The organism is Sphingosinicella sp. (assembly GCF_041916975.1).
Taxonomy (GTDB): domain Bacteria; phylum Pseudomonadota; class Alphaproteobacteria; order Sphingomonadales; family Sphingomonadaceae; genus Sphingosinicella.
In genome coordinates this window covers 3,314,312-3,338,864 of record NZ_JAYRYK010000001.1, presented here as the reverse complement: position 1 = coordinate 3,338,864, position 24,553 = coordinate 3,314,312, and the positions used below count along the sequence as shown (strand labels likewise).

At 65.4% G+C, this 24,553-nt stretch carries 10 protein-coding genes; 8 read left to right on the top strand and 2 right to left on the bottom strand.

Going from position 1 to position 24,553, the window contains the following annotated elements:
• Window positions 1–137: 137 nt before the first annotated feature.
• A complete protein-coding gene (acs, locus tag ACE3TJ_RS15740) occupies window positions 138–2,099 on the top strand; it encodes an acetate--CoA ligase (protein WP_374597799.1) in 1,962 nt (653 codons plus the stop codon).
• 6 nt (window positions 2,100–2,105) lie between these two features.
• On the top strand, window positions 2,106–2,732 hold the full coding sequence (locus ACE3TJ_RS15735) for a response regulator (RefSeq protein ID WP_374597797.1): 627 nt from the start codon (window positions 2,106–2,108) through the stop codon (window positions 2,730–2,732).
• On the opposite strand, the gene ACE3TJ_RS15730 is transcribed toward ACE3TJ_RS15735, so the two are convergent.
• On the bottom strand, window positions 2,733–6,080 hold the full coding sequence (locus ACE3TJ_RS15730; protein ID WP_374597795.1) for a PAS domain-containing hybrid sensor histidine kinase/response regulator: 3,348 nt from the start codon (window positions 6,078–6,080) through the stop codon (window positions 2,733–2,735). It abuts the gene before it with no gap.
• Between the two features lie 76 nt (window positions 6,081–6,156).
• Between ACE3TJ_RS15730 and ACE3TJ_RS15725 the strand changes: the two genes are divergently transcribed.
• Entirely contained in the window at window positions 6,157–6,588 is a 432-nt protein-coding gene (locus ACE3TJ_RS15725) for a DUF488 family protein (RefSeq protein WP_374597793.1), read from the top strand.
• An 18-nt stretch (window positions 6,589–6,606) separates the two neighbouring features.
• On the opposite strand, the gene ACE3TJ_RS15720 is transcribed toward ACE3TJ_RS15725, so the two are convergent.
• The gene (locus ACE3TJ_RS15720) at window positions 6,607–7,587 is read right to left on the bottom strand and encodes a tyrosine-type recombinase/integrase (RefSeq protein WP_374599429.1); all 981 of its coding nucleotides are present in this window, start codon (window positions 7,585–7,587) and stop codon (window positions 6,607–6,609) included.
• A gap of 153 nt (window positions 7,588–7,740) precedes the next feature.
• On the opposite strand from ACE3TJ_RS15720, the gene ACE3TJ_RS15715 reads away from it, so the two are divergent.
• From ACE3TJ_RS15715 to ACE3TJ_RS15695, 5 genes are all read left to right on the top strand, one after another.
• Window positions 7,741–9,039 carry an EAL domain-containing protein gene (locus ACE3TJ_RS15715; RefSeq protein WP_374597791.1) on the top strand — a complete coding sequence of 433 codons (1,299 nt, stop codon included), beginning with the start codon at window positions 7,741–7,743 and terminating at the stop codon, window positions 9,037–9,039.
• Between the two features lie 143 nt (window positions 9,040–9,182).
• The gene (locus ACE3TJ_RS15710) at window positions 9,183–9,968 is read left to right on the top strand and encodes a SapC family protein (RefSeq protein WP_374597790.1); all 786 of its coding nucleotides are present in this window, start codon (window positions 9,183–9,185) and stop codon (window positions 9,966–9,968) included.
• The gene (locus tag ACE3TJ_RS15705) at window positions 9,961–11,664 is read left to right on the top strand and encodes a ShlB/FhaC/HecB family hemolysin secretion/activation protein (RefSeq protein WP_374597788.1); all 1,704 of its coding nucleotides are present in this window, start codon (window positions 9,961–9,963) and stop codon (window positions 11,662–11,664) included. Before ACE3TJ_RS15710 ends, ACE3TJ_RS15705 begins: the two co-directional genes overlap by 8 nt.
• Window positions 11,665–11,683: 19 nt before the next feature.
• Complete coding sequence (locus ACE3TJ_RS15700) at window positions 11,684–12,184, top strand: invasion associated locus B family protein (protein ID WP_374597786.1); 501 nt, start codon at window positions 11,684–11,686, stop codon at window positions 12,182–12,184.
• Between the two features lie 29 nt (window positions 12,185–12,213).
• Window positions 12,214–24,483 carry a YDG domain-containing protein gene (locus ACE3TJ_RS15695; RefSeq protein WP_374597784.1) on the top strand — a complete coding sequence of 4,090 codons (12,270 nt, stop codon included), beginning with the start codon at window positions 12,214–12,216 and terminating at the stop codon, window positions 24,481–24,483.
• Window positions 24,484–24,553 lie beyond the last annotated feature (70 nt).

The following is a 24,553-nucleotide window of genomic DNA, read 5'->3' as shown; positions in this document are numbered from 1 at the left end:
CGCTGCTGAGCATCGCGCCGACGGGGGAGCGGGAACACCCCGACCATGGTCGAATGCGGCTACGACCATGGTCGAGGATGCGCGACAAGGCGCCCCTGCCCTATGTGCTGCCCCAAACAGAATGGGAGGAGATCATCATGGCCAGTCTCGCCGTATCCGCAGCCAGCGCATCCGCAACATATCCCGTTCCCGCCGAATGGCGTGCACGCGCGATGATCAAGCCGGACATCTATGACGCCTTCTACGCGGAAGCCGCGCATGATCCCGACGCCTTCTGGAAGCGCGAGGCGCAGCGGCTCGACTGGATGACGCCGTTCACGAAGGTGAAGAACACCTCGTTCAATGAGGCAGATTTCGGCATCAAGTGGTTCGAAGACGGCGCGCTCAACGTTTCCGCCAATTGCCTGGACCGTCACGTCGCCGAGCGGCCCGACGCGATCGCCATCATCTGGGAAGGCGACGAGCCGGGCGACAGCCGTATCATCAGCTACCGCGACCTTCATGAAGAGGTCTGCCGGCTGGCGAATGCGCTGAAGGCGAACGGGGTCCGCAAGGGTGACCGCGTGACGATCTATTTGCCGATGATCCCGGAAGCCGCGGCCTCCATGCTCGCCTGCGCGCGCATCGGCGCGATCCATTCGGTGGTGTTCGGCGGCTTCTCGCCGGACAGCCTCGCAGGGCGCATCACCGACTGCGATTCCCAGCTCGTCATCACCGCCGACGAGGGCCTGCGCGGCGGCAAGCGCGTGCCGCTGAAAGCCAATGTCGACGAAGCCCTGACGCACTGCACGAGCGTTGAGAAGGTGATCGTCGTACGCCGGACGGGCGCGGACGTCGCGATGAGGGACGGCCGCGACATCTGGTATCACGAAGCGGTTGCCGCCGCCGCGCCGGACTGCGACGCCGAAGCGATGAATGCCGAAGACCCGCTGTTCATCCTCTACACCTCTGGCTCCACCGGAAAGCCCAAGGGTGTGCTGCACACGACCGGAGGATATCTCGTGTGGGCATCGATGACGCATCAGTACGTATTTGACTACCGGCCCGGCGAAGTCTTCTGGTGCGCGGCAGACGTGGGCTGGGTGACCGGCCACACCTATGTCGTCTACGGCGCGCTCGCGAACGGCGCGACGACGCTGATGTACGAAGGCATTCCGAATTATCCGGACTTCAGCCGCTTCTGGAGCATCATCGACAAATATCAGGTCGAAATTTTTTACGCTGCGCCTACCGCGCTGCGCACGCTGATGCGCGAGGGCGATGCGTGGGTGGAGCGCACCAGCCGCAAGTCGCTGCGTCTGCTCGGCACCGTGGGCGAGCCGATCAATCCCGAGGCATGGGAATGGTATCACCGCGTCGTCGGCGAAGGCCGCTGCCCAATCGTCGATACATGGTGGCAAACGGAGACCGGCGGTGCGATGATTTCACCGATGCCGGGCGCGACCGATCTGAAACCCGGCAGCGCGACGAAGCCGTTGTTCGGTGTGAAGCCCGAACTCGTGGATGCCGAGGGTGCCGTGCTGGAAGGCGCGGCGGAGGGCAATCTCGTCATCACCGAAAGCTGGCCGGGGCAGGCCCGCACGATCTGGGGCGATCACGAACGGTTCTTCCAGACCTATTTCACGACCTACGCGGGCAAGTATTTCACCGGTGACGGCTGCCGCCGCGATGCTGATGGCTATTACTGGATCACTGGCCGCGTCGACGACGTGATCAATGTTTCCGGCCATCGCATGGGCACGGCCGAAATCGAAAGCGCGCTCGTCGCGCACGCGAAGGTCGCGGAAGCGGCCGTCGTCGGGATGCCGCACGACCTGAAGGGCCAGGGCATCTATGCCTACGTGACCCTGAATGCCAACGAGACCGGTGATGAAGCCCTGCGCCGTGAGCTCGTGCAATGGGTGCGCCGCGAGATCGGCCCCATCGCAACTCCGGACGCCATCCAGTTCGCTGCTGGCCTCCCAAAGACGCGATCGGGCAAGATCATGCGGCGCATCCTGCGCAAAATCGCGGAAGGCGACGTTTCCAACCTCGGCGATACGTCGACGCTCGCCGACCCGTCAGTGGTTGCGAACCTCGTCGGCAATCGGCAGAATTGAGGCTGCATGGCAGGCGAGAGCATCCTGATCGCGGACGACCATCCGCTCTTCCGACAGGCGCTCTCGCTCGCCGCTTCCCGCATCCGTCCCGACGCGCGCATCATTGAAGCGGGAACGCTCGACACCGCATCGCGCGCGGCGGAGGCGAACGCAGACATCGCGCTCATCCTGCTCGATCTCAACATGCCGGGCGCGACCGGCTATTCGGGCGTGGCACTGCTCCACGCCGAGCGGCCCGGCGTGCCGATCCTCGTGGTGTCGAGCGCCGAGGCGTCGTCCGCCGCGGCGGAGGCGCGGCGTTTCGGTGCTGTGGGTTTCGTCAGCAAGGAAAGCGACCTTGGGACGATCGAGAAGGCCATCGCGAATGCGCTTGCCGGGGAAACCATCGAAGCGCCCGCCAGCGGTGAACTCGACGATGTCGCGGCGCGCGTCGCGGCACTGACGCCCACCCAGCTTCGCGTGCTGCTCGGCGTGCTTGACGGGCGGCTCAACAAGCAGATCGCCTTCGATCTCGGCATCACCGAAGCGACCGTGAAAGCGCACATGACCGTGATCCTGCGCAAGCTCGATGTCGGCAACCGCACACAGGCCGCGCTTGCGGCACGCGCGCTCGGCATCGGTATCAAGCACTGATCAGGCGGCGCGGGGCTCCTCCGCCGTGCCCGCAAGCCAGGCATCGAGGGTTGTCGCGGCAAGCGGCTTTGCGAGCACGGGAATGCCGAGCGCAGCAGCGCGGCGCGGCGTTTCGGGGCTGCGGTCCGCCGTAACGAGCGCAGCGCGCAAGCCGGGATGGTCGGCGCGCAGGCGAGCGATCAGATCGATACCGTCCATCTCGTGGCCGAGTTGAAAGTCGACGAGCGCGACATCGAACGGCCCTTCCTGTGCAAGCGCCGCCGCCGGATCGTTCGCGGTCGTCACACGATGTCGCCGGCTGGCGCCGAGCACAGTCATCGCCTCGCAAACGGCGAGATCGTCATCAACGACGAGGAGATGCAGCGGCACAGTCTCCGCCACGGACGCCGCCTTGCCATCGTGATGCTCCGTCGCTTCCGCTTCGGCACGAGCGAACGTCACGCTGAAGCGGCTGCCCCTGCCCTGCACGGATGCGAGTTCGACTTTCGCGCCGAGACGGCGGGTCGCGCGATCGACGATGGCGAGGCCGAGGCCGACGCCCGCCTCGCCGCCGGTGCCGAGGCGTTCGAATTCGCGGAAGATCACATCCTGCTTGTCTTCGGGGATGCCGGCGCCGGTATCGACGACATCGATGCGGACCCGCCTGCCCCGCCGCCGCGCGCCGACGACGATGCCGCCGCGTGCTGTGTAGCGGACGGCGTTTGAGAGGAGGTTCTGGACGATCGAGCGGAGTAGGGTGCGGTCTGTTGCGAGGGTCGCATCGATACCACTGATACGGAGCGTCAGTCCTTTTTCGGCGGCCATTGGCTGGAATGTGGCCGCGACCTCGTGGAGCAGGGGTTTCAGTTGGAAGACGGTGATCGTCGGTTCGAAACCGCCTGCGTCCAGCTTGGAGATATCGAGCAGCGTGCGCAGGAGCTGCTCGGCGGCGTCGATCGACTGGTCGATCCGATCCACCAGCACATGGCTGCTGCCGCTCACCTCGCGGTCGAGCGCAGCGGCGAACAGGCGGGCGGCGTGGAGCGGTTGCAGCAGATCGTGGCTCGCGGCGGCGAGGAAGCGTGTTTTCTCGCGCGTGGCGCGGGCGAGCGCGACATTGGCTTCGGAAAGCTCGGCGGTGCGCTGCACGACGCGGATTTCGAGTTCGGCCCGCGACTGTTCGAGCGCCGCGCGCGCCTCGGCCTCCGCAGTCGTATCGGTGAAGCACATCACGTAGCCGCCGCGCGGCATCGGGCCGCCGACGGTCTTGATGACGCGTCCATCCGGCCGCACGCGCTCGAAACTGTGGCGGCTGCCGCGCCGCATGTGATCGAGACGGCGCTGCACATGATCGTCGACCTCGCCGGGGCCGCATTCGCCGCGCAGCGCATTGTGACGAATGAGATCGGAAACCGGCGCGCCGACGCGGACGATGCCCGGCGGATAATCGAAGAGATCGAGGTAGCGGCTGTTCCACGCCACGAGATTGAGATCGCTGTCGATCACGCTGACGCCCGGATCGATATGCTCGAGCGTCGCGGCGAGCAGATCCTTCGAGAACTGCAGGCTGCCCGCGCTCTCATCGAGCATCAAGGCGACGTCGCTCGCCGTGAACGTCGCGCCTGAAAGCGCGGACGCTACCAGCGAGCGCGCGGAGGGCGCACCGACGACGCCCGCGATCATGCGTTCCGCCATCTGCGCGGTCGCGCGCCCGACCGGAACGCCTGCCGGCGCATCACCGAATGCAGCCGCCGTGCGCTCGGTGCCCACGAAGCGCTCGACGAGGCGTGCGAGCCCCGCCAGATCCGACACGCGCGCGACGCCGTCTCCATCCCCGAAATCGAACGACACGCGCGCCGAGCGGATGCGCCGCGCCGCCACGATCGCATGGACGGCGATGTTGAGCCCGAGGCTCCAGAGCGTGCCGTGAACCAGAGGGCTGAGCCCATCGATGCCGAGCAGCGCCGTGGGATCTGCGAGCGTACCGGCGAGTGGTGCGATCCCGTCCACCCCGACGACGGCGGGGATGAAAAGCGTATAGGCCCAGAGCAGGAGGCCGGTCGAAAGACCCGCCTTCGCCGCGGTCGCGTCGCGCCCCGCGCGGCTGACGGCGAGCACGAGGCTTGGCGCGAACTGCGCCATCGCCGCGAACGCGATCAGCCCGATCGCGGCGAGCCGCTCCCCCGCTGGAATGATCTGCGTGTAGGCAAGCGCACCCGCCATCACCGAAACGATGACCACACGCCGGATCGTGAGCATCACACGGCCAAGATTCGCCTCGTTCGCCCAGCGCGGACTGCGCAGCAGAAGCGGTGCGATGAGATCATTCGAAACCATCGTCGAAAGCGCAACGGATTCGACGATCGCCATGCCTGTCGCCGCGGAGAAGCCGCCGATGAACACGAGGATCGCAAGCGCATCCGCGCCTGCCGCGAGCGGCATTTCGAGCACGAGCAGATCGGCGCTGGCGCCCCCTGGGACGAGCGCCGTCGCGGCGAGCGCGATCGGGATGACGACGACCGATGTGATGACGAGATAGCCCACGAACGGAAGACGCGAACGGCCGATATCCTGAACGGAGGCCGCCTCGATCACCCCGATGTAAAACTGGCGCGGCAGGCAGACGATCGCTGTCATCGACAGCAAAGTGATGACGAAGAAATCGATACCGATGCCGGCGGGCGCGAATTTTTCACCCAGGGCTTCAATCCCCGCCCCGCGCACCGGCGCATCAAGGCCCATGAACACCACCGCCGCGAACACGCCCGCCGCAACGAGCGCGGTGAGCTTCACGAGCGATTCAACGCCGACGGCGAAGAGCACGCCGTCGTTGCGCCCCGCCGCTTCATAGCGCCGCGTGCCGAACAGCATCGCAAACAGCGCGAGCATCGCAGCGGTGAGCCCCATGGCGAGGCCCGGATTGCTGCTGCCCGTGAACTCGGCGAAGCTGGTGCCGACCGAGCGCAGCTGCAGCGCGAGATAGGGGATCGTGCCGAGGAGCGCGAGCAGCGTGACAAGCGCGGCCACCGTTCGGCTCTTGCCGAAGCGCGAGCCGATGAAATCGGCGATGGACGTGGCGCCCTCGCGCTGAACGGTAGCCACGAGCCGTTCGAGGAAACGCCAGCCGAACAGATAGACGAGGATCGGCCCCAGATAGATCGGCAGATACAGCCAGCCGTCCGCCACCGCGCTGCCGACCGCGCCGTAGAACGTCCAGCTTGTGCAATAGACCGCGAGCGCCAGCGTATAGGCCGGAATCCGGTAGCGCGGCTTCAGCCAGCGGCCGCGCCGGTTTTCCGCCCAATAGGCGAGCGCGAAAAGCGCGGACACGTAGACCGCGGCGATCGCGAACAGAACCAGCCCGTCCATATGGGCGAAGCCTCCCCGAAATTGACCGGAATTTGAGAGGATTCACAGGGCAATGCAAGCAATGCTATGAAGCACCATGCGCATCTTCACCATCGGCTACGAAGGAACGACGCAGGAGGCCTTTATCGCGACACTGCGCGAGGCCGGAGTCTCCGTGGTTGCCGATGTCCGCGCCGTGCCGCTGTCGCGCCGTCCGGGCTTTTCGAAGAACGTGCTCGCCGCCAGTCTTCGCGAGGCCGGGATCGATTATGTCGGGCTGAAAGCGCTCGGCACGCCGCCCGCAGGCCGGGAGGCCGCGCGGAAAGGCGATCACGCCGGGCTCGCCGCCGTCTACGAAGGCCAGCTCCGCGAACCCGAGGCCATTGTTCAGGCAGAACAGCTGATCGAACTTGCCGCAGAGAAGCCGACCGCGCTGCTCTGCTTCGAGCGCGACCCTGCGTGCTGCCATCGCACGCTCCTTATCGATGCCGTCATGCCCGATGCGGACGTGACGCATCTGTTCGCCTGATGCGAGACGCTGAATTCCCTATTCGGACCCGACCCGCCGCCCGGAAAGTCGATCTGCGACAATTGTACGATTGCACAATTTCCGGTCGGACGGCACAGGGTCCGCAATCAGGCCGAATGGCCGAAAAACCGCCATCCGGGACAATAACGACCGGAGACGGAAACCCCCATGGGACGCGAGGCAAGTCAATGAAAAGCAACGGAAATTCGTGTTACAAAATAACCAATATCGTAACAGATGGCAATAAATTAAACGCGCCGCGGATCTGAACGTCCACGGCGGTGTCGTCGCGGCACGCGCCCGACCCCCTTCCGAACGCTTTCCAGTTGATACATTTTCCGCGAAATGCGCGGATTCAAGCCCTTCATCGGACTCGATTTTATTTTCGCGCGGTGCCCGCGCGCCGCCCGACACCGCCGCTGCCCCGCCCCGCCCTTCGAGCCACATGCGCGCTGCGATCTGCCGCTCCTCCGGCCCGGAGGCGCTCGCATAGATCGCCGTCGTCTTCATGTCGGCATGACCGAGCCAGCGCTGCACCAGATTGAGCGGAACACCCGACTGGATCGCCCGAACGCCGAAGCCGTGGCGTAATCCGCGCGGCGTTGCATAGTCCCCGGTAAGTCCCGCCTCGACCATTACCTCGCAAACACGGCGATATGCCGTCATGCGCGACCACGTCCAAAGATCAGAATCCGATCTTGATTTGCAGCTTATCCATTTTTTCATGAATCTCAGAAGCTCTTCGGAAAGAGGAACCTCTCTGTAGACAGATTTACCTCGTTTCTTCAGGCATTTTATGATCAGGGTTCCGGCCTGAAAATCTATACTTTCCGTATTGACGGCCAACGCTTCTGATATTCGACAACCTGTTTCGGCCATCAACCAACAAAAAGCATACACATCTTTACTTTTTTGTTTCGCAAATCTAACAAAATCTATGGTTTCGGATTCTGTAAGATACTTTCTTTTTCCATTAGTATTATACATATTCCAGGACATTTTCACTTTACCGCCACATTGTTTTTTTGAATTTTCTTCTTCATCCGGGGAATATTCATTCCCGATACTCTGGCGTCCAGCCGCCTCTGATACCGTTTTGGTTATTTCGTCTCAAACCAAGGCGAACAGGATTTGGCGGAGCGCATGGCGGACATGGCGGCAAGATTCACGACAATCGAGGCGGAAGCCGCGTACCCGGACATCTCCGTGGCCAGCGTTTTCCACTGCGCCCCGATCCTCATCGCGCTCAGAATCGACAATATCCAGTCGATCGCGAAAGCCTATGGCGAGGCGGCCGCACTCGCAGCGCAGCAGCATCTTGAGACCGCCGTTGCCGGGCTCGCGACGACGCATGTCGCCGACCGCGCGCTCGGCCGGCTGGATGCAGCGCTCGTGGTGCCCGGCAGCCCGGACCATTTCACCCGGCAGTTGCGTAGCGTACTTGCCCGTTCGCCGATCCGGCATCTGGACAATTCCATTTTCCTGACCGTGTCCAGTGCCTGGTCGGCAGCGGCATTCTCGAGCGGGGCGGACATAAGCCCCGCCGGGTTTGCCGCACTTCACGACGCCCTCGGCGTCCCTCCGCCCGCGTGCCCGGATGCCGCGCGCTATCGTCGCGACATGGCGATTGCCGCGCAAGTCTTCACGGCCGCGGCGGAGGGGCGCCTGTTTCCCGCATGGCAGGCGGTGAGCGGCGAGGACGAGACGCTCTATCACGAGTGCCTGCTGCGGCTCGTCGGCGACGACACGCCCGCTGTGGGCGATGCCATCGCGGCGCTGGAACGCACGGGCCTTGTGCGCGCATTCGACCAGATCATGGTGTCGCTTGTGCTCGATGAGCTGGAGACCGATCCGGCCGTTCGGCTCGGTGTCAACATTTCGGCCGCGAGCGCCGTGCTCGATTCCTGGTGGGACGACGCGCTCGCAAGGCTGCGTTCGAACCCCGCCACCGCGCGGCGGCTGGTGGTGGAAATCACCGAGACCGCGGCGTTCGCATCCATTTCCAGTGCCGCACGCTTCACATCCGCGCTGCGGGAACTCGGCTGCCGGATCGCGATCGACGATTTCGGCGTGGGCTTCAGCTCCGTGCGGAGCGTCCTTGCCCTGTCGCCCGACTACGTGAAGGTCGACGCCTTCTTTCTTCGCCGCGCAGGCCAATCGGCCCGCTGCCGCAACGCGCTCGCGCACATGATCGGGCTTGCCGGCACGATGGCCGCCGGGGTTATCGTCGAAGGCGTCGAAACTGAGGCGGACAGCCGCCTCGTTGCGTCGCTCGGCGCGGACTGGCAGCAGGGCCACCACGTTCATTTCCCCTCCACGCTGCGCCCATGGATCGCGCGCCGCAAGGCACCCGCCGCGGCGAGCGGATTTTCATCCACAATGGCCGCATCTGAAGGCGCCGCGTTTCTGCCCGCAAATTCGCCGTATCGATCGATCGGATTATCCGGATGATCCGAACAGAATCATTGCGGGAACGGTCCGAAGCACCGGAACGGTTCCATCCCCGGTTCGATTCCGGGTACGGCGTGTTTATGCGTTCTCTCGCGAAGTCGAACGGCAGTCGCACATAACAATAACAATGCTGCTGGTGAACAATGCCTCCGTTGCTCTACGAAGACCCCGTCCTTCTCCGGGGAGATCTCCACAAACACGCCGCGCTCCTCGCCTGCGAAAGTTTTCAATTCGCGGCGGGTATCGTGGCCGTGCCTCTGAACGCTTCGGAGTTCGCGCTTGCCGCGCGCTGCTACCCGATCGTGTTCGCGGATACGAACGAGATGCTGCCGCTGGCGGTGACCGGACTCAGCGACGGGTCCAACCTGTTCGTGGACGAAGAGGGCCGCTGGACGGACGGCGCCTATGTGCCCGCCTATGTGCGGCGCTATCCGTTTCTGCCGGTGACCACACCGAAGAGCGACGCGCTGATGCTGGCAATCGACCGGCCGCGGCTTGTCGAACGCGACGGCATAGTAGCGGCGGACGCAAACGGGCTTTTCGACGGCGACAACGCCTCTCCGCTGGCCGCGCGGGCACTCGACTTCTGCGAGCGCTATCATCGCGATCATCTGCGCACAGCGGAATTCGTCGCGGGCTTGCAGGAACGCGATCTTCTCGAAACCCGGCGCGCAGACATTCGCCTGCCCGATCAGTCGCAATTCCGGATCGACGGATTTCGGATGATCGATCGCACGAAGCTACGCGCGCTTCCCGACGATCGTCTCGGCGACTGGTTCCGCAAGGGCTGGCTCGACCTCGCCGCGCTTGCCGAAACCGCACAGGCGAACTGGCAGACGCTGCTCGATCGCCACGCCGCGCAGCGCGGTACCACGGCGAAACCGGCGCCCGCGCGTCGGCAGTCCAGCAGAAAGCGTGCCGATGCGTGATGCTCTTCCGGCGGTCATGCTCGCCGCCCTACTGTGCACCGCGCACGCGGCGGAGGCGCAGGTGACGCCTGCGGACATTCCGCGCACCGCGGAACCACGGCCGCAAACGCCCGAACCGCTTCCAGAGGCGCGCGCGACCACACCCGCACCCGCACCGCTGCTCCGCCAGCAGGTCGCACCGGAAGCTGCCGCCGAAACGCGCTTTGCGTTCCGCACGCTCGTCATCGACGGCGCATCGGCAATTCCCGAAACCGAACTGCGCGCGCTGTGGCGGGCGAAGCCTGGCGACGAAATCTCCGTCAGCACGATCTTCGAATTCGCCGATGCCGTGACGCGCACCTATTCGGCACGCGGCTATCTCCTCTCCTTCGCGCTGGTGCCCGAGCAGGCGCTCTCCGAAGGCGTCGTTCGAATTCAGATCATCGAAGGGTACGTCTCGGCGATCCGCGTGAAACGAAACGGCGCGGTGCGTGAAATCCGCAGCGTGGCCGAAGCCGCGGGAGAACCGCTCGCCGTGCGCACGGCGGCGCGTATTCTCGAATCGCGCCCGCTGAAGGCGGAGGATCTGGAGCGCGCCCTGCTGCTGATGAACGATCTGCCGGGCCTTGCCGCGACATCGCAGCTTGCGCCGTCCCCCGACACCCCGGGAACGTCGCTGCTCACGATCGACCTCTCGCACGGCGCGGTGCGCGCGGACGCGAGCTACACCAACATGATGTCGGGCGTGCTCGGCCGCGACATGCTGGGCGGCGGGCTGCGTTTCAGCGGCGACAGCGGCGAGGTGCGCCTGCGCGGCTGGGCGAGCCCTGACGGCGACCGCTACCGATCGTTCACCGGCGAGGCGACCAAGTGGCTGGGCCCCAATGGCCTGCGCATCGACGGCCGCACCAGCTTTTCGTGGAGCCGTCCGATCGGCGAACTCCTCGAGGCGATCCGCTATCGCGGCGAGACTCTGAATGTCGATCTGGGCATGAGCATACCGATCCGCCGCAGCCGCGCGAACAACATCGGTCTCACTGTCGGCGGACACGTGATCGATTCCGACTCCACCGTGCTCGGCACGGGATTCACGCGGGACCGCATCCGCACGGCTACCGCCGATCTCGATCTTGACTGGGCGGACGCGGGCGGCGGCATCAATCTCGTGCGGGTGGGCGCCATCAAGGGCTTCTCCGGGCTCGGCGCCACGACGGACGACGACCCGCTGCGCACGCGGATGAACGGATCGGCGTCCTTCCTCAATTTCACGCTCTATGCGCAGCGCTACCAGCCGGTCGCCGCGCTGGCGGGCGGCGATTTCGGCATTGTCGCGAAGAGTTCGGGCCAATGGGCGGCGACCGATGCGCTGCTGAGCGCGGCGGAGTGCAGCTACGGCGGCGCGGGGTTCGGGCGCAGCTTCGACAGCGGCACGGTAAGCGCCGATCACTGCGTGATGGGCGGGATCGAGGCGCGCTGGCGGCGCGGGGTCGGCAAGCTCGGCATCGGCGTTCACGGCTTCGTCGACGGCGGCATCGGCTGGCAGAAAGGCCGGCTTGATGAGGGCGAAGCGCGGCGGCATTCCGCATCCTCCGCGGGCGGCGGGATTTCATTCCAGATCGGCCCGCGCCTCACCGCGCAGGCAGAAGCCGCACGCGGCCTTTCGGGACCGACCGAGCGCAAATGGCGCGCCAATTTTTCGATCTCGCTCTCACTATGACTCTCGCAAGGACAGCCTGATGATCGCCTTCTTTCTCGCGCTCGCTGCCGCCGCGCCTGCCTCCCTGAAGGCCGACATCCACGGCGACTGGACCGTGCAGTGCACGAAGGCGGCGGACGTGCCCCCGTGCGAGATCGCGCAGGCCGCAACATCGAAGAGCACGGGCGAGCAAATCATGCGCATCGCCTTCGCCTATCGCGGCAGCGGCGAACGCTACGCCGTGCAGATCCGCCTGCCGCTCGGCATCCGCCTCTCGCAGCAGCCGCTGCTGCGCCTCGACGAGAATACCGACCTCGAAGGCTATGGCTTCACGCGCTGCGACGCGGGCGGCTGCTATATCGAACGCCTGCTCGGCACGCCGGAGATCACGCGCCTGCGCGCAGCGAAGACGGGCGTGCTCGCCGTTCTGGGCAGCGACGGCAAGCCGATGGTGATGCCGCTTTCCTTCAACGGCTTCGCCGAGGCGCTCGACGCTTCGGCCGTTCAGAACACGGCGTGGGCGAAGGCCGCCAACCGCTGAAAGACCAATAACAACAAAAGGCGTTCCCGATGGCCCCGCGTTCCGTATTCGACAAGCGCCGCATCATTCTTGCGGGCACCAGCCTTGCCGCACTCACGCTCGCCGGAGCGGCGCACGCAGGCCCTTCCGGCGGCAGCGTGAGTGCCGGGAGCGCATCGATCGCGGGTGACGGCACCGGCCACGTGACGGTGACGCAGACGAGCGATCGCGCGATCCTCGACTGGAACAGCTTTTCGATCGGCACGGGCGAAAGCACGCGGTTCATCCAGCCCGGCAGCACATCGGTCGCGGTGAACCGCGTGACGGGCGCAGACCCCTCCTCGATCCTCGGCAGCCTCACCGCGAACGGCCGCGTCGTCCTCATCAACCGGAACGGCATCGCCTTCGGCAAGGATGCGACCGTAGATGTCGGCGGGCTCGTCGCAACGACAGCGGACATCGACCGGCAAGCCTTCATGGCGACCGGATCGCTCAATTTTTCCGGCGGCAGCCTGCCCGGCGCATCGATCGTCAACGAAGGGCGCATCACGGTACGCGATGCAGGGCTTGCCGCACTCGTGGCGCCGAGCGTGCGCAACAGCGGCACGATCATCGCCAACCTCGGCCGCGTCGCACTCGGCGCGGGTACCGGCTTCACGGTCGATTTCTACGGCGACGGGCTGGTATCGTTCGCGCCGGACGGCATCGTCGCGGCCACCATCGGCGACGGCGGCACTGCACTTGTCGAGAACAGCGGCGTTATCGAAGCGAGCGGCGGCAAGGTTCTGCTGAGCGCTGCGGCTGCGCGCGAGGTCGTCAATGCTTCGGTGAACGTGTCGGGCGTCGTGCGCGCGGGCGCCATCAGCCGGAAGGGCGGCAGCATCGTGCTCTCGGGCTCGGGCAGCGTCACCGCCACCGGCACGCTTGCGGCCGACAGCGAGAAACAGGGGGGTGGCAGCATCGCGATCAGCGGCGGCAGCGTTTCGCTCGGCGGGCTGATCAGTGCGAGCGGCACCGACGGCGGTACGGTCACGGTGAGTGCCGACTGCCTGTTGTCACTCGCGGAGAATGTCGCTGCCACGGGCCGCCTCGACAACGGCGGGACGATCCGCTTCGACGCCGGACGCATCATCGAAACCGCGACGAGCCGCAACGATGCCTCGGGCGCCATCGACGGCGGCGCGATCCGCGTCGTCACCGAAGGCGGGCTCGCCACGTCGGGCAGCTATGCGGCGGACGGCGTCTATGGGCGCGGCGGACAGATCGATCTCAGCGGCGACGGCGTCTCGCTGCTTTCAACGCACATCAGCGCACGCGGACGGCTCGCGGGCGGTCTCGTGCGCATCGGCGGCGCGTTTCAGGGCGGCAAGACGCCCGATCCGGCGAAGGCCTATCATGCGACATTCCTCGGCCGCTGGGGCGAGCGCGAAGCGCTGCCGAACGCGGACACGCTCTTCGTGGGCAACGCGGCATCAATCGACGTTTCATCCGCGCGCGGCGACGGCGGCACGGCAGTGTTCTGGTCAAACGCGCAAACGACGTTCCTCGGTTCCGTGGATGCGCGCGGCGGACGCGGCGGGTCGGTGGAAATCTCCTCGGCAGGCGATCTTCGCCAGGCCGCGCTCGACCGCGTGACAACGGGCGCCGGCGGTCATCTGCTGCTCGACCCGAAGAACATCGTGATCGGCACGGTCGACGATGTGGAAAGCTGGCAGTACGCCGCCGTGCTCGGCGCGGTCTACGCGAACAGCGGCAATCCCGACGTCCTGGAAAATTCCGTGGCGGCCGCACTCGACACGTTCGACTCGTTCGGATCATCGGTCGCGCTCAATGCGGCCGGAACGCGCATGGCCGTCGGCGTGAGCGGTGACGACGGCGCGGGGAATCTCACGACCAACGTGGGCGCGGTGTACCTGTTCAGCTTCAGCGATGGCGACTTTTCGAACGGCACGCTCACCGGCATCGTCGGCAAAGGCTACACGGGCGGCAAGAATGTCGACATTGCACAGCTCGCCGGCGCCGACGCGTTCGGTACGTCGGTCGCGCTCAACGCCGCAGGCGATCTGCTCGCGGTCGGCGCGCTCGGCGACGACGGCAAGACTGAAGATGCAAGCGGTTCGGGCGCGGTCTACCTGCTGCGTTTCGCGGACGGCAACTTCAGCACCGGCACGCATGTCGGCACGATCGGCAAGGACTATAACGGCGCAGGCGACGTCGCGATTGCCGCGGCAGCCGATGACGGTTTCGGGCGTTCCGTCTCGCTGAACGGAGATGGCAATCTGCTCGCTGCCGGCGCCTGGAACGATGGCGGCTTCGGCAATGCCGCCGACAAATCAGGCGCGGCCTATCTCGTGCGCTTCGCTGACACGGCGTTCGGCGGCGGCACGCATAGCGGTACAATCGGCTATGGATATCTCGGCGCGGGTGACGTCGATCTCGTGCTCGACACCGGCGATTATCTTGGCGTCTCCCTCGCGCTGAATGCCGCCGGGGACCGGCTCGCGATTGGTGCGCATGGCGACAACGGCTTCGGCAACAGCGCGGCAGAGTCCGGCGCGATCCACGTCATCGGCTTTTCCGACACCAGTTTCTCCGACGGCATGCGGCTGGGCACCATCGGCAAAGGCTATGTGGGTGTGGGCGACACCAACGTCTCGGCCCTCGTCGGCGGCGACATGTTCGGTTACGCCGTCGCCATGAATGCGGACGGCACGCGCGTCGCCGGAACCGCGCTCGGCGACAATGCCGTGACGAACAACCTGTCGAACACGGGCGCCGTGCATCTGCTGTCGTTCGCGAACATTGATCTTTCCGGCGGCACCTACGAAGGCATGATCGGCCGTGGCTACACGGGCGGCAAGAACATCGACATCGCCGAGCTGGAAGCGGGCGACATGTTCGGCTTCGGCCTCGCGATGAATGCCGCGGGTGACCGGCTGGCGGTCGGCGCTTACAGCGACGACGGCGGCAACAACAGCCTGAGCGGCGCAGGCGGCGTTTATCTGATGCGCTTCGCGGACGGCAATTTTTCAGGCGGTACGGTAGCTGGCGTGATTGGCCGGGATGCATGGCGGGGTGATATCGCGGTCGACACGCTGCAGACAGGCGACAGGCTGGGCATTTCCGTCGCGCTCAACGCCGTGGGTGACCGACTCGCGGTTGGTGCGATGTATGATGCAGGCGCACTCGACGATACGCCGACGACGGGCGCAGTCTATCTGTTCAGCTTCTCGGACGGCGATTTTTCGGGCGGCACACTCACCGGGATCGTCGGCAAAGGTTATACAGGGGGCGCGAATATAGACGTGCCGCGCCTGCAAACGAACGATTTCTTCGGGTCTTCATTGGCGTTCAATGCCGAGGGAACCCGGCTTGCAATAGGCGCGATCGGCGACGACGGGAGCGACGAACTCACCAGCGATGCAGGCGCGGTCTATCTGCTGGACTTCATCGACCGGGATCAATCCGCCGGTGAAATCCGCGGTATTGTCGGCAAGGGATATTCCGGCGAAGGCGGCGTCAATGATTTTGACGTAACCGATCTCGACAACCAGGATCGGTTCGGCCGTGGCGTCGCGCTCAATGCTGCGGGCGACCGCATGGCAATCGGGGCCAATTCCGACGACGGTGCCGGCAACAGTGGCAGCGGGTCCGGCGCTGTGCGCCTGTTCACATTGGACAGTATGGTGTCGCTGGTGGGGACCATCGGTGCTGGGTACGTTGGCGCCAATGATCTCAACATCGGGCTTGCCAGCGACGACCAGCTCGGAAACTCCGTATCGCTGAACGCGGCCGGCGATCGGCTTGCCATCGGCGCGATCGGTGACGACGCGAGCGACGACCTGACGAGCGACGCGGGCGCGATCTATCTCATCTCCTTCACGAGCACCGATTTCACGGGCGCTTCCCATACCGGTACAATCGGGAAGGGCTATGCGGGCGCCGGGGATGTTTCGTTGGCACTGGATGCCAGTGATCTGCTGGGAATCGGCGTATCCCTGAACGCGGCGGGCGACCGGCTCGCGATCGGCGCACCGGGCGATGCCGGCAACAGCAACACCGCAGCGAGTGCGGGCGCGGTTTATCTGCTCAGCTTCACGGACACGGATTTTTCAGGCGGCACGCTTTCAGCCCGGATCGGCAGCGGCTACAGCGGCGGCAAGAATCTCAGCCCGGTCAACCTTGAGGCAGGTGACCGCTTCGGCTTTTCCGTTGCGCTGAACGCCGACGGCGACAGGCTTGCCGTCGGATCGTTCCTGGACGGCGGCGCGAGCAATCGGACGGCCTCTTCGGGCGCGGTCTATCTTTTCGGGTTCACGGATGGTGATTTCAGTGGCGGGCAACTCACGGGCCTGATCGGCAACGGCTATCAGCGGCATCAGGATATCGCACTCAACCCCGGGCCCGATGCGGCTGACCAGTTCGGCATATCGGCGGCGCTGAACGGCGCAGGCGACCTTTTGGCGGTGGGCGCCTTCGGGGACCACGGCGTCGCCCACGGCACGACCAGCTACGGCGCAGTCTATCTCTTCAGTTTCAGCGACGACCAGTTTTCGGACGGTGCGCTCGAAGCCATTATCGGGAAGGGCTATTCGGGCGGCAAGAACATCAATCTCACCGGGCTCGAAACGGGTGACGGCTTCGGCTTTTCGGTCGCGCTGAATGACACCGGCGATCGCATGGCGGTTGGCGCGTGGGGCGATGACGGTTTCGCAAATAGTGTGGCGGGCTCGGGCGCGGTACACTTGTTCAGTTTCACGGACGACGCCTTTTCGAATGGCGCCCATTCAGGCACAATCGGCGCGGGCTATGTGGGCACCGGCGACATTGCAATGACGCTTGGCGCCAGCGATTCTTTCGGTTCGGCGGTCGCGCTGAATGCCGCGGGCGATCGGCTTGCGATCGGCGCATATCTCGATGATGGAAGCACCAACGCCACCGCGAATGCGGGGGCGGTTTACCTGTTCCGCTTCACCGACACCGATTTCGGCGGCGGGACGCACGCGGGCACCATCGGGAACGGTTATACCGGCGCCAGCGGGATGCCTACGCTTGAAGACAGCGACTATTTCGGCATTTCGGTAGCGCTGAACGCGGCCGGAGACCGGCTTGCCGTCGGCGCCTCGGGCGATGATGGCGCTGGCAACGCGGCGAGCGCTTCGGGCGCGGTGTATTTATTCAGCTTCACCGATGCGGATTTTGGCGGCGGTGCCTCCGCCGCGAGGATCGGCGTCGGCTATTCCGGCGGAAAGAACGTCAATCTCGCTTCGCTCGAGGCCGGCGACCAGTTCGGCCGATCGGTCGCTTTCAATGGGGACGGCAATTATCTCGCCGCGGGAGCCAATCTGGACGACGGCTTCGGCAACAGCGTGCAGAACGCGGGCGCGATCCACCTGTTCAACTTCACCGATACCAGTTTCACCGGAGGCGCACTGAAGGGCACGATCGGATCGGGTTACACGGGGACGTGGGACACGAACATCACGCTCGACGTCGATGACAATTTCGGCGTGTCGGCTGCGCTCAGCGCGAACGGTCTGCGGCTGGCGGCGGGGGCGAATGCCGACGACGGCGCAAGCAACGCCATCTCCAACAGCGGCGCAATGTACCTGTTCACCACCGAACGCGCGATAGACGGCGGGCTGATCTACGCCAGCGACCCGGACGCGACGGTCAACGTCTCCGCCACCTCGCTCGCAGCGCTGCTCGCGGCGGGGACGAACCTGACGCTGCAGGCCTCGAACGACATCACCGTCTCGGCGGCGGTGACGGTGAACAACGCGCTCGGCGATGGCGGCAACCTGACGCTCCAGGCCGGGCGCAGCGTGCTCGTCAATGCAAGCATCACGACCGACAACGGCGATCTCGCCATCATCGCCAACGACACGCTGGCGAACGGCGTCGTCGATGCCTACCGCGACACCGGCAGCGCTGCCGTCACCATGGGCGTGGGCACGACGATCACCGCCGGCACGGGCAGCGTCACCATCGATCTGCGCAGCGGCGCGGGCAAGACCAACACGGCGGCGGGCGACATCACGCTGCGCGCGATCACGGCGGGTGCGCTCACCGTCACCAGCGCCGCAACCGCGGGCGACATCCTGCTGAACGGCAACGTCACCACGAGCGGCGTGCAGGACTACACGTCCGAACGCGATATCAAGCTCGCGGCGAGCACGACGCTCACCGTCACCGGCGCGGCGACGCTGAGCATGGACGCCGCCCGGCAGGTTTCGCTCACCACCGGCGCGAAGATCGAGAACACATATGCCGGCGGCCTCACGCCTTTCGCCGCGATCGACATCACGGCCAATCGCCGCGCGACCGCCGACGCCGGAACGCTGAGCGGCATTGACCTCAGCGGCGCGATCATCCGCACGGCGGCGGGTGCGGCGGGCAGCATCGCCCTTTCCGCGCGTGGCGGCGCGGCCGATGGGCGCGGCATCAACATGCTCGGCGGTTCGACGATCGAATCGCTGGGATCGGGCACGATCACGCTTCACGGCACCAGCGGCACGGGATCGGGCGGCACCACCTACGGCGTCTTCCTCCACCAGTCGTCGCAGGTCGTCGGTACGAACGGCGATATCGAGATCACCGGAGAGGCCGTTGGTAGCGGCGTTGCGCCGGGGCTCTACGTGTTCAGCGGATCGCAGGTGCGGACCACCGTCACGGGCGACATCGCACTTATCGGCTCCGCCGTGGCGGGCGGTCAGGGCGTGTGGATCGCGTCGAGCTCGGCTGGCGTGCACACCATCTCGGGCGACATCAGCATCACCGCGACGAGCGGTGACGGGGGCCAGCCGGATTTCGTGATCGGCTCGGGCGGCACGCTCGGCAGCGCAAACACGAACGACATCACCATCAATGCAGATACGATCGGCTTCACGGGCACGGTTTCCGGAAACGGCATCCTGACGATCCAGTCGCGCACCGATGGGCGCACGATCGGCCTTGGCGACGGCGCGGGCGACCTTGTGCTCACGGCCACCTCGCTCGCCAACATCCAGAATGGTTTCAGCGAAATCGTGATCGGCAATGCGGATGCGGGCGCGATCACGGTCGGAAACGGCCTCTCCGCCTTCAACGACAACCTGCGCCTCGAAAGTGCCGCCGCGCTTGCGATCGGCGGCACGCTCAGCACCGGCAGCAATCGCCTGACGCTCGATATCGCAGGCGCGACGAGCCAGACGGCGGCGATCACTGCGGACAAGCTTCTTCTCCTGAATGCCACCGGTGCTTACACGCTGACGAATACCGGCAATACGATCGGCACGCTGGCGGGCGACACCGGGACGATCACGCTCACACATGGCGGCAGCGGCAATCTGACGGTTGGAACGATCGACACGACTGCCGGCATCGATGCCACCAGTGTTGCGATCACCACGACACAGACGACCGCGGGCCTGATCTTCAATCAGGACGTCACCACGACAGGCGCGCAGACCTATGGAGCGCCTGGCACGATTACCGTGAATGCCGGCGCCGATCTTGCCGTGAGCGGCAAGGCAACGCTTGCCCTGACGGCGGGCGCACGCATCCTGCTTTCCGGCGGCACGCTCGCGAACAGCTACACGGCGGATAGCGACGCGTTCGAAGCGATCACGCTGAAGGCCAACGAAGCCGGCACGGGCACAGGTTCGGGCGACGCAGCGATCAAGCTCGCCGGAGGTGCCCGCATCTCCACGGCGGCGGGCGGCGGCGGGAACATCAGCCTGCTCGGCAAGGGCGGCGCGAGCGTCAGCCACGGGATATTCGTGGATGGCAGCAGCATCGAATCGCTGGGTGCTGGCGCGCTCACGCTGACCGGAACGGGTGGCTCCTCGGCCGGCGGCACCAACATGGGCATCTACCTTAAAGGCGTGATGACCGGCATCATCGGCAACACCGGTGCCATGCTGATCTCCGGCACGGGCGGTGCTTCCACCGGTCCGCAGAACTATGGCGTGCATATCCACGACGGCGCCATCATCGCGTCCGTCGGTACGGGAGACGACGCGGCGGCGATCGACGTGATCGGCGCGGCGGGCGGCACAGGAAGCGGCGCGACCAATATCGGCGTCTATATCGCGGATACTGGGGCGATGATCACCAGCATCGACGGCGATATCAGCGTGACCGGCACCGGCGCGGCGGCATCGACATCGAACAACAACATCGGTGTGCGCCTTATCAACGACGCACGGATCGAATCGACCGGCGCAACTGCCAACGCGGCGAAGATCACGGTGATCGGCAACGCCGGCGGCACCGGCGCGCTTTCCGCGAACAATCAGGGCGTCAGCCTGCAGGGCGCGGCCGCGAAGATCACAACCGCGTTCGGCGACATTTCGATCACCGGCACGGGGTCGGCAACGGCGGGGAGCGCCAACAATCACGGCATTCATATCCTGGAGGGCGCACACGTCACATCAACGGGCAGCGCGCCCGGCGCGGCGAAGATCACGCTTTCCGGACAGGGTGGCGGCGATGCCGCATCGGCGACCTCCAACACCAACATCGGCATCTATCTTTCGAGCGCGAACACCTACATCGAGAGCGTGTTCGGCGACATCACGATGACCGCCACGGGCGGCGCCGGATCGGACGGCGCGGATGCCCACCACTACGGCATCCAGCTCGGGCTCGGCACACAGGTGCGGTCCACCGGGAGCGACGCCGATGCCGCCGATATCATCGTTTCAGGAACCGGCGGCAGCGGCACCGGAAACGAGCGAAACGGCGTGTATCTGAACGCTGTCGAGGCCCTTAAAAGCGACGCAGGCAATATCTCCATCACCGCACGGGGTGGTGTGAGCGCAGGCGGCACGGGCACCGACGGGCTTTACGTTTCCGGCGTGGGCACAAAGGTTCAAAGCAGCAGCGGCGAGGTGATCGTCGATGCGGCCAAGGGCGGCGGCACCGGCAAGGATTTCAACAACCTGACCGGCAACACGGCGGTGCAGTCCACGACCGGCCGCTGGATCATCTACCTGACCCATCCGGATAACAGCACCCTCAACAATCTCGCCAGCGGCAACCTGCCGATCTGGGGGAAGACACAGTCCACGCTCGCGCCCGCATCCGTCGGCGCCGGCAACCGCTACGTCTTCGCCAATCAGCCCACGCTCACGGTTTCAACGAGCTTCTCCGACAGCAAGACCTATGGAACCGAATACACGTTCCCGACGCCGACGCGCGGCACCAACTACAGCATTTCGGGTATCGTATCGGCATCCAGCTATCAAAGCGTGTGGACGCAGGAAACACTGAGCGATCTCGGCCTCTCCGGTGCGCCCGAATTCAGTTCGAGCGGCGCCGCAGCGGACGCGAACGTCGCTGGATCACCCTATGCCATCAGCATTGCCAACGGCACGCTTGCAAGCAGCGCCGGCTATGCGTTCGGCACCCCCTCTTCCACCGGTACGCTGACCGTGACGCCGAAAACATTGACGATCACCGGCGTGACCGCGGCGGGGAAGGATTACGACGGCGATGCCGATGCCGACCTCTCCGGCGGGTCGCTGATCGGTATCGTCGGCAGCGAGGATGTCGAATTCTCGGCAGGAAGCGGTACTTTCGCAAGCAAGAATGTCGGCACGTGGACGATCACGGCAACCGGGTATGCGCTCACCGGTGACGATGCGGGCAACTACACGCTGACGCAGCCCGCCGTCGCCAATGCGACAATCTCCGCAAAAGCTCTGACGCTGACCGGCGTGACCGCCGCGGGCAAAGACTATGATGGCAATGCCGATGCCGACCTCTCCGGTGGGTCGCTCGTCGGTATCGTCGGCAGCGAGGATGTCGAATTCACCGCGGGTGCGGGACTGTTCGCCAGCAAGAACGTGGGCGCATGGAGTGTCACTGCATCGGGCTATATGCTCACCGGTGACGACGCCGGAAATTACATACTCACACAGCCCACTGTCGCAAACGCGACGATTTCGGCAAAGGCTCTCACCCTTTCCGGCGTCACTGCGGCAGGCAAGGACTATGACGGCGGCGACACGGCCGACCTCTCCGGTGGAGCGCTTGTTGGAATCGTCGGTAGCGAGGACGTGACGTTCGGCGCCGGCACCGGAATCTTTTCGAGCAAGAATGTCGGCACATGGACAGTTACGGCAACCGGCTATGCACTCACCGGCGACGACGCCGGGAATTATACGCTGGCGCAGCCGACCATCGCCAACGCGACGATCTCACGGCGTACGCTGAACGCGGGCGTCACCGCTGACGGCAAGATCTATGACGGGACGCGCGACGCCACCCTCACCTTCTCCACCAGCGACATCGTGGCCGGGGATTCGGTGACATTCGCCTACGGTGCGCAGTTCGCCGACAAGGCCGCCGGAACGGGCAAAACGGTCAGCCTGACCGGCAGCGTGACGCTTACCGGAACGGAGGCCACGAATTACACGCTCGCGCTCGATCCGGGTGACGTTTCCGCGCTCGCAGCGGACATCTCCGCGCGCACGCTGACGGTGAGCACCGTCGGCGCGCTCGACAAGATCTACGATGGCGGCACGTCGGCGGGACTCTCGTTCGCGACGGCGGACATTCTCTCCGGCGACACGGTGACGTTCGACTACACGGCGAACTTCGCGGACAAGAATGCCGGCGCGGGCAAGGGTGTGAGCGCCTCCGGCGTGTCGCTCTCGGGCGTGGACGGTGGAAATTATGTTCTTGTCCTCGATGGCGCGCTGCTCGCCGGGCTCACGGCCGACATCGATCGGAAAGCCTTGACGCTGGAGACTGCCGCAGCGGTGGACAAGACATACGACGGCAACCGGAACGTGACGCTCGACTTCACGACGGGCGACCTCGTTTCCGGCGACGACATCGGCTTCCTCTACGAGGCACTGGCAGCGGACGGAAACGCCGGAACCGGCAAGGCCGTGACGGTGACCGGGGGCGCAGTGTCTTTGAGCGGTGCCGATGCTGACAACTACGATCTCGGCTTCGACCCCGCCCTGCTTACGGGCCTTGCGCTCGACATTGCCGCAAGGACGCTGAATGTCACCGCCGTTGCGGCCCTCGACAAGGTCTACGACGGAACGACGACGGCCGCGCTGGCGATTACCGCGACAGGACTCGTCGGCGGCGACGATGCGGTGTTCGGCTATGATGCGCGCTTTGCAGACAAGAACGTGGGCGTGGGCAAACCCGTGACGGTCGCGGGCGGCATCAGCCTGAGCGGCGGCGACGCGGACAATTATGTCGTCGTGCTCGATCCCGTGCTGCTTGGCGGACTTTCGGCGGACATCATCGCGAAGACGCTGAGCATCACGGACGTGCTCGCGCTCGCGAAAACCTACGACGGATCGCGCGGCGCCGACCTCACCTTCGTTACCGACGACATCGTCGGCGGCGACAGCGTCGGCTTTGGTTACGAGGCGCTGTTTGTGGACAAGAACGCGGGCACGGGCAAGGCCATCGGCGTCACCGGCGGCGCGGTAGCGCTGACCGGCGCCGACGCGGGCAACTACGCGCTCAGCCTTGATGCCGCGCTGCTGCTCGGCCTCAGCGCCGACATCGGCCGGAAGACGCTGACCGTCACCAATGTCGCCGCCAGCGACAAGACCTACGACGGCACACGGAACGTACCGCTCGATTTTACGACCGCGGATATTCTCGGAGGCGACGATGTCGTGTTCGACTACGAGGCGCTGGCCACCGATCGCAACGCCGGGACCGGCAAGGTCGTCACCGTGGGCGGGGTTTCGCTCGCAGGCGAGGATGCGGGCAATTACGATCTCGCGCTGGACGACGGCCTGCTCGGCGGCCTCACCGCGGACGTTTCCGCGAAGGCTCTGACGGTGGTTGTCAACGACCAGTCTCGTCCGCGGTTTCAGACCAATCCGGCGTTCACCTATCACCTCGTCGGCCTCGCCGATGGCGACGACGCCTCTGTGGTGAGCGGTGTGACGTTCCTTACGGCCGCGGCAGGCGACTCGCTCGTCGGGCAGTATGCGATCGAAGCGTCGGGCGGATCGGCATCGAACTACGTGCTCGCTTACATGCCCGGCACGCTCACCGTGACCGGCCACCTGATCCCGCCTTATGATCAGGACCGCATCCAGCACGTGCCCGGCAGCCTAAGCGGCAGCGACGGTTTCGGCGGCATCGTTTCGATCGCACCGGCGCCCACACTTCACATGCTCTCCGGCTACGCGGACATGGGGGTCGGTGAGGTGGCCGCGCCGGACGGCCGCGGACCGTTCTGCTCCGATCCGGGGAACCGCACACGGGGGCAGCGCCTGCTCCCGTACCTCCAGCTCAACATGAGCGGCCGCACGCTCTATTGCCTCGGCAGCCCCTCGCGTTTTGTGCAATAGACGCCTTAAATTGACAGTCCTAGTGTCATATTGTTGAGTGTTCCGCGGGCGAGAGCGCTGCGGGCACAAG